General features: G+C 43.5%; 7 protein-coding genes. 4 read left to right on the top strand and 3 right to left on the bottom strand.

Annotation, left to right across the window (positions count from 1 at the left end; genetic code table 11):
• Positions 1-85 precede the first annotated feature (85 nt).
• Complete coding sequence (locus PN499_RS26780) at positions 86-2,509, bottom strand: beta strand repeat-containing protein (RefSeq protein WP_272036299.1); 2,424 nt, start codon at positions 2,507-2,509, stop codon at positions 86-88.
• Between the two features lie 169 nt (positions 2,510-2,678).
• Here PN499_RS26780 and sppA point away from each other — a divergent pair, with 169 nt between their 5' ends.
• From sppA to PN499_RS26800, 4 genes are all read left to right on the top strand, one after another.
• On the top strand, positions 2,679-3,497 hold the full coding sequence (gene sppA, locus PN499_RS26785) for a signal peptide peptidase SppA (protein WP_272036301.1): 819 nt from the start codon (positions 2,679-2,681) through the stop codon (positions 3,495-3,497).
• Between the two features lie 69 nt (positions 3,498-3,566).
• Complete coding sequence (aroH, locus tag PN499_RS26790; RefSeq protein ID WP_272036303.1) at positions 3,567-3,971, top strand: chorismate mutase; 405 nt, start codon at positions 3,567-3,569, stop codon at positions 3,969-3,971.
• 66 nt (positions 3,972-4,037) lie between these two features.
• A complete protein-coding gene (locus PN499_RS26795) occupies positions 4,038-4,328 on the top strand; it encodes a hypothetical protein (protein WP_272036305.1) in 291 nt (96 codons plus the stop codon).
• A 115-nt stretch (positions 4,329-4,443) separates the two neighbouring features.
• Entirely contained in the window at positions 4,444-4,776 is a 333-nt protein-coding gene (locus PN499_RS26800; protein WP_272036307.1) for a hypothetical protein, read from the top strand.
• A 71-nt stretch (positions 4,777-4,847) separates the two neighbouring features.
• On the opposite strand, the gene PN499_RS26805 is transcribed toward PN499_RS26800, so the two are convergent.
• Positions 4,848-5,426 (bottom strand): Uma2 family endonuclease, encoded by a 579-nt coding sequence (locus PN499_RS26805; protein ID WP_272036310.1) that lies wholly within the window; start codon positions 5,424-5,426, stop codon positions 4,848-4,850.
• A gap of 233 nt (positions 5,427-5,659) precedes the next feature.
• Positions 5,660-6,460 carry a hypothetical protein gene (locus tag PN499_RS26810; RefSeq protein WP_272036312.1) on the bottom strand — a complete coding sequence of 267 codons (801 nt, stop codon included), beginning with the start codon at positions 6,458-6,460 and terminating at the stop codon, positions 5,660-5,662.
• Between the last annotated feature and the right edge of the window lie 176 nt (positions 6,461-6,636).

A 6,636-nucleotide genomic window follows, 5' to 3' on the forward strand; every position in this document is an offset into this window, starting at 1 on the left:
AGAAAGTGCCAAAACCCGATAGTTGGTCTTGAATCGTACCAATAACAAAGGTGGAGTTATCAAGGAGCGGAATGATGCGAAAGTATCACGTTCCGTTCTGAAGGAGAGGTAGGAGTAGCAACGCTCCTATCGACTCTAACAATTCGGAGGTGTCTCCTGTGGTGGTGTTAGTCGCTGTGGCGCTGAGGAGAATTTGGCCTGTAACGGGGGTGTAAGTGAAGGCGATCGCGCCATTGCCAGCACTATCAGTGGTAACATCTTGAAAGCCGAGATAAGTTTGACCTTCACCCGCGCCTAAAGCATTATAAGCACTGTTAGCAAAGAATTCAACGCGAAAGGTGGTGTTAGGAATGCTATTAATTGTGCCGCTGACGATGTTACCGCTGACAGCAGTGAGAACAGGAAAGTTTTGTAAATTGTTAGCACCAGTATCGGCATCATTGGTATCATTAAGTGTAATACCGTCGTTGTTAAGATCGATACCTAGATTAGTGTTGGAAAAAATCGAGTTACCTCGGATCGAGTTACCAGTTCCACCCAAAATATTGACACCGCGATCGCCATTGTACGCGATCGTATTTCCTTCTCCTGAATTAATCCCGCCAATGAGATTATTATTACTCGGAGAGTCTATTCTGACACCAGATGAGTCATTTTTTAAAGAGGTAATTCCGTCTGCTTGCGTGCCAATGTAATTCCCCAATACTTGATTGTTATTAGAACCAGATTGAATTAGTACACCGAAACGGCCATTACCTGAAAGCACATTGCGATCGCCAGCATTACTTCCCCCAATAAGATTATTAGGAGCATCCTGAATGTATATGCCGTCAGCACTATTACCTAAATCAGCGCTACCGCTAACATCGGTGCCGATGTAGTTACCTCTGATAGAGTTGCCTGTAGCTGCTGGGGCGAAGATAACTACGCCGAAACGATTGTTGCCGGAGATGATGTTGCGATCGCCTACATTACTCCCGCCAATAATATTATTAGGCGCATTCTGAATGAATACACCATCCAAACCATTACCTCGGTCAACCGTGCCGCTAGCATCCGTACCGATGTAGTTACCAATGACAGAATTATTAGTGGAGGTAGTATTGAATATTATCACTCCTTGCGCTCTATTGCCAGAAATGATATTGCGTTCAGCAGCAGCGCTACCACCAATCAAGTTATTTTGTGGTCCTGTAACACCAGCCGTATAAATCTGCACACCGATATTATTAGAAACAGGTGTAGTGCCGTCTGTTCCCAGCCCAATATAATTGCCAACCACCCGATTATTATTTGAGGTATAAGCAATTTCAACTCCCGTATGTTGCTGTCCCCCGATAACATTCCGAGTTGCAGCAGTCACGCCGCCAATAATATTATTCTGCGGTCCGTTGTCAATCAATACGCCACGAGGGCCGCCACTGATCGGAAATGTAGTTGTTCCCCCAACTTGAAGCCCGATTAAATTAGCTGCTATGGTGTTATTATTCGTACCTGTACCCGTAATTCGTACATTGCCATTAGTAGTGTTAATTGTGTTGCCTTGGCGATCGTTATTTGCGATCAAATTGCCTTCGGCTGCATCATTTACTCCGTCGCCATTACTACCAATAAAGTTGTTAGATGCCCCGCCCAAAATTAATACGCCATTACTCGTATTCCCTAAATCAACAGTACCCGTAACATCAGTGCCAATGTAATTCCCCTGCACCGAATTACTTGTAGCAGTCGCACCATTAATCTGGATAGCTTGCGAACCATTGCTAGAGATGATGTTTCGCAATGCTGGCGTTGAACCCCCAATTGTTACATTGTTAGCATTCAGTATGTACACCCCCAAACCACTGTTGCCCAAAGCACCAGTACCCGCTGCATTCGTGCCGATATAGTTGCCAGCTACTACAGTTCCGCTACCTTCAATGAAGATGCCCAACCTAGCACCAACACCGCTCGCGCCGCCGTTTCCAGAGATGAGGTTGCGTTCTGCTGTATCATTTACACCGTCGCCGTCTGTACCAATGCGAGTCCCTGTAGCGCCGCTGCCAACCCAAATGCCGCCCTGATAGTTAGGCTGCGCTGTAGTGCCAGCTAAGTTAGTACCGATATAGTTGCCGTAGATCCAACTGTTGGAACCTGCGAACACGCCAATGCCGAAAGCGTTGCCTAAAACAGCATTAGTAGGAAACCTATTAATCGTTAACCCCCGCACAACACTGTTGCCAGCTTGGATAATTAGCCCAAAGTTTCCAAGCGGCACAGATGTTCCATTGAGTTCGATCGGGGGCGGCCCAGTGTAGCTTCCACCGCCTTGAGTCCAGCCGTCAATTGTTAAAGTGTCGGTAATGGCTGGCAAACCGCTGAGGAGGTTAATTGTCTGTGTAGAACCTACAGCGCCAATGCTGAATTGGATTATGTCTGAAACACCAACAGTACCATTGGCAATGGTAATTGCTTCCCGCAAGCTGCCTGCACCGCTGTCAAGGGTGTTAGTAACGGTATATGTAGCCATGATGCACCTTGAGCCTGATAGGGATGTTGAGATTAAGTATGCCCAAGCCTAACAGTTGTCACAGCAAATGTCAGAGACTCGAACTTTACAGCCTCGCGGTGAGATATCCATCAAATCCATAGGAATAAGGCAAACTAGAGATTAGCTACAAAAAGTTCTATGACTGCCCATGATTTGGCCATTTAAGCCTCGCTATCGCAAACAAATCGCTCGGATTGAAGTCAACGGCGCTATTGGCGCAGAAGCCCGCAAGCGCGTGCTGGAAGCTCTCAAAACCGTTGAAGAACGCAAGTTCCCCGCCTTGCTGCTGCGGATTGACTCTCCCGGTGGGACTGTCGGAGATTCCCAGGAAATCTACAGCGCCCTCAAGCGGCTGCAAGAAAAAGTGAAAATTGTTGCCAGTTTTGGCAATATTTCGGCTTCTGGGGGTGTCTACATCGGTATGGGTGCCCCCCACATCGTCACCAATCCTGGTACGATTACGGGCAGCATTGGCGTGATTATCCGGGGAAATAACATTGAAGGGCTGTTAGAAAAGGTTGGTGTTTCGTTTAAAACGATTAAATCTGGCCCTTACAAAGATATTTTGGCTTTTGACAGAGAACTGACTGAGCCGGAGAAGGAAATTCTGCAAAACTTGATCGATAGCACTTATCAGCAGTTCGTAGAAACGGTTGCTGAAGCCCGAAATATCCCAATTGAAACGGTCAAAACTTTTGCCGACGGTCGGATTTTTAGCGGGCAGCAAGCTTTAGAACTGGGTGTGGTTGACCGTTTGGGAACTGAGGATGATGCCCGTCGCTGGGCGGCTGAATTAGCAGGTCTTGACCCTGAAAAAACGGAGTGCTGCACTCTGGAAAAACCTAAACCATTTTTAAGTCGTGCATTAGGCAGTAGTCTGGATACATCGGGGCTGTCTTCTGCGAGGAATTGGCTAGAATTTGAGCTGTCTGTTAGTGGTCTACCACTTTGGCTTTATCGACCATAATTGCATAATTGTTAACAGTTAACGGTTAACCGTTAACCGTTAACTGTTGGTTGAAGGATACTTATAACAATGGAGGATGTTTGCGTGGAGTGGCGAGTAAGGGCGATTCGCGGGGCAACTACTGCCTCAGAAAATTCGGTGGAAGCAATTGCAGATGCGGTGAGGGAACTGTTAGATGAACTGGAAGGGCTCAATGACCTCGACCCGGAAATGATTATTAGTGTTACTTTTTCTGTCACTCGCGATTTGGATGCTATCTTTCCGGCTGCGATCGCGCGCGATCGTCCCCGCTGGGCTAATGTTCCTCTTTTAGATGTTCAGCAAATGCACGTTGAGGGTAGTTTGCAACGTTGCATCCGATTTTTAATTCACATTAATTTGCCAGAAAACCATACTCAAATTTATCATCCTTACTTGCGAGGGGCTAAGAATTTGCGGCCGGATTGGAATTTAGCTAGTGTTAGTTACTCTTAAAGTGTTTTTGGCAATAATTTTAGTAAAAACACAAGCACGATCGCTTTAGCAAGATGTGTTGTTGTTGTGACCTCATATCCAGAAAAACCTAGATTTATTCTTGATGAAGTTCAGCGGATAGGTGTCAGTCAAGCCATCAGCCGAGTCAGAAAGCAGATCGTTTGGAAGCCAGGGAAAGCAGCCAATCATCTTGCCAAAAGGATTCGGCTAGGTCATTTACCGGATGATGCAAACTTAGAAGAATATGAGGCAATTATCACTTATGTAGTCACCGCCATCAGTGCCGATATTTATCTATATATTTATGGAGAAACTATTTATCCCACAGTGGTAGCCTATGTTGACGATCAACTTTGATTAGTGATGATAGGTTTGAATGGTGTTTTAGAAACTGCATTTCCTCCAGATCGACCTCAAAGCTATCTGGCAATTTCATCTTTTGTATATCTTGGTTTAGTCAAGGAGTTAGACTGTGAATAATTTATTAAAACATTATTGTATTTGCGTTGAATTTCCTGATGTCAGCGGTATGGAGCATTTAGAAATGCTACAAGTTCGCGATAGAATTAATGAAATAGAATCTCAACTTACTACTGATGAAAAAACCTTGCTTGCCAAAGCAGATCGGCAATTAATTCAGAATGCAAAAGATTTTTTTCAGGAGTTATTACACTTTGTTGATTTTGCTGAAATACGCGAAAATCAAGCTATTTCTCCCGCTCGTTGGTGGTGGTATTTAGATGTATTAGCATCCTTGCCAATTTCGACGGAACAAGAGCTATTAACACCTTCTAGGACAGCATGAATGTATATTGAAAAAATTAAATACTTTTATGTGATGAAATTAGGGTTGCCATTGCACTCTCAATCATTCTGCTATTCCCAAATTCGCTGTAAATTCAAGGTAAATCCCGGCAAAACATCTTCCCCAGATAAGGTTTGAGGAGATTTTAATAACTCTGCTTCTTTACCAGGTCGATAAATTTCTACTTCTTGTTTTTTACGCTTAATTAACCAGCCGAGATGGCAGCCATTTTCAATATATTCCTGCATCTTTTCTTGAGTCTTGCTGAGGCGATCGCTTGGTGAAAGAATTTCAATTACAAAGTCAGGACAAAGGGGGATAAATTTCTCTCTTTGTTCGGGAGTTAAAGCCTCCCAACGAGATTTTTCTACCCAAGAGGCATCGGGGGAACGATTGGCTTTATTTGGTAGAGTAAAACCTGTAGATGAGTCGAAGACTTCGCCGAGTTGGGTTTGTTCGTTCCATATTGCCAATGTTACTATTGCTTTGACTTTGCTTTTTCCTGCTTCTCCTCCTGTTGGCGGCATAACGATTAATTCTCCTTTGGCATTCCGTTCTAGTTGTATGTCGGAGTTTTCTTGGCAGAGTTGAAAAAACTGTTCTTCCGTAAGTTGGATAATTGGGTTTAGGTTGAGGGTAATTTGAGTCATGGCAGTTGTGAGAAGCTAGCTTGTCTGACCAATAGATTCATTTTATACCAATTAAAAAAATTCTGTTACAACTATAGTGTTGGGTTTTGTTCCTCAACCCAATCTAATCCTAATTCTCCAAAGTTATGCTACAGTAGCAAAAGCTGACAAAATTTAATCCCATCCGGCTATAGAGGTTATTTATTCTGTTGAAAATTTACCAAGCAAAGCGCAAACTTTTTCTTTAAGCCCATCTAAATTTTCAGAGGCTGTGAGTGGACATTTTCATCATCAGGAAAAAGGTTATAAAGGAGTACAGCAGCTCGGATTGAGTATATATTCTCTGGCGGTGGTTCATTTTTCCCCCAATCAATTGTGGTCTGATTTGACGGGAGAATAACCACCGTACCATCAGCGATCTGATGACGATTTTTCAGAGATTTTCCGTTCATCAAGTCTTGTAAAAAGAATTGGTATTTTTTTGCTGTATTGGGCGCTATGATGGCTAGTGCTTCAAGAATTTCTAGGATGTCAACTGGGTCTGCTTCTGATTCTTGAAATTCCGCTATAACAACTTCTAATGCCTGAGTTAACTGGGGAGTTACTATGCCGATTTTGACCACAGTATTAATGGCGGGCATAAGAGCTTCATACTCTAATTGAGAAGCGATAGCTTCGGCGATTTCATTGACAATTAAATTACTTTCTATGCCGTCCAGAGCTAAACGACAAAGTGTATTAATGGCCAAAGGTTGAGTCCAGTCAAACTTACCAAAGGCAATCTTTCTGAGCAGAGGTAATGATGTTTCCCTATAGTTATATAAAATTTCCAAAATTGCTTGTTGACAACAGGTTAGCCAAAATCCTAATCCTTCAAATTCCTTACCAAGTACAGATGGTTTCTGAGGCGGCTTGTGTAAAAATTCCGCCAGATGATCGATAGACTCACGACCCAGTTGTTGGGAAATATTTCTAGCTCTTTCTTGGAAAATGTCGGGTGTTTTAATAGATGAAGCTACCCAAGCGATCCCACTAGCTATTTTATTTAATGGCATATCTGTGTCCTAAAAAACTATAAAACTATAGTTTAATTTAGGGCTTGCTGAATCAGTGCCCGGAGGTGATGCAGTCTGGGTTATGCGATCGCGGAGGGAGAGTATGGTGCAAGAAAAACAGGTAAAATAGGTCAAAAGCCTTGCATCACCATCCCTCACCATGTACAGAAAAGCTG

The sequence above is a fragment of the Kamptonema animale CS-326 genome (assembly GCF_028330895.1).
GTDB classification, from domain to species: Bacteria; Cyanobacteriota; Cyanobacteriia; order Cyanobacteriales; family Microcoleaceae; genus Kamptonema; species Kamptonema formosum.

What these genes read in the sequence shown, in the direction of transcription:
- PN499_RS26780 (WP_272036299.1), bottom strand. Translation starts at nt 2,509, where the DNA reads ATGGCTACATATACCGTTACTAACACCCTTGACAGCGGTGCAGGCAGC.
- sppA (WP_272036301.1), top strand. Translation starts at nt 2,679, where the DNA reads ATGATTTGGCCATTTAAGCCTCGCTATCGCAAACAAATCGCTCGGATT.
- aroH (WP_272036303.1), top strand. Translation starts at nt 3,567, where the DNA reads ATGGAGGATGTTTGCGTGGAGTGGCGAGTAAGGGCGATTCGCGGGGCA.
- PN499_RS26805 (WP_272036310.1), bottom strand. Translation starts at nt 5,426, where the DNA reads ATGACTCAAATTACCCTCAACCTAAACCCAATTATCCAACTTACGGAA.
- PN499_RS26810 (WP_272036312.1), bottom strand. Translation starts at nt 6,460, where the DNA reads ATGCCATTAAATAAAATAGCTAGTGGGATCGCTTGGGTAGCTTCATCT.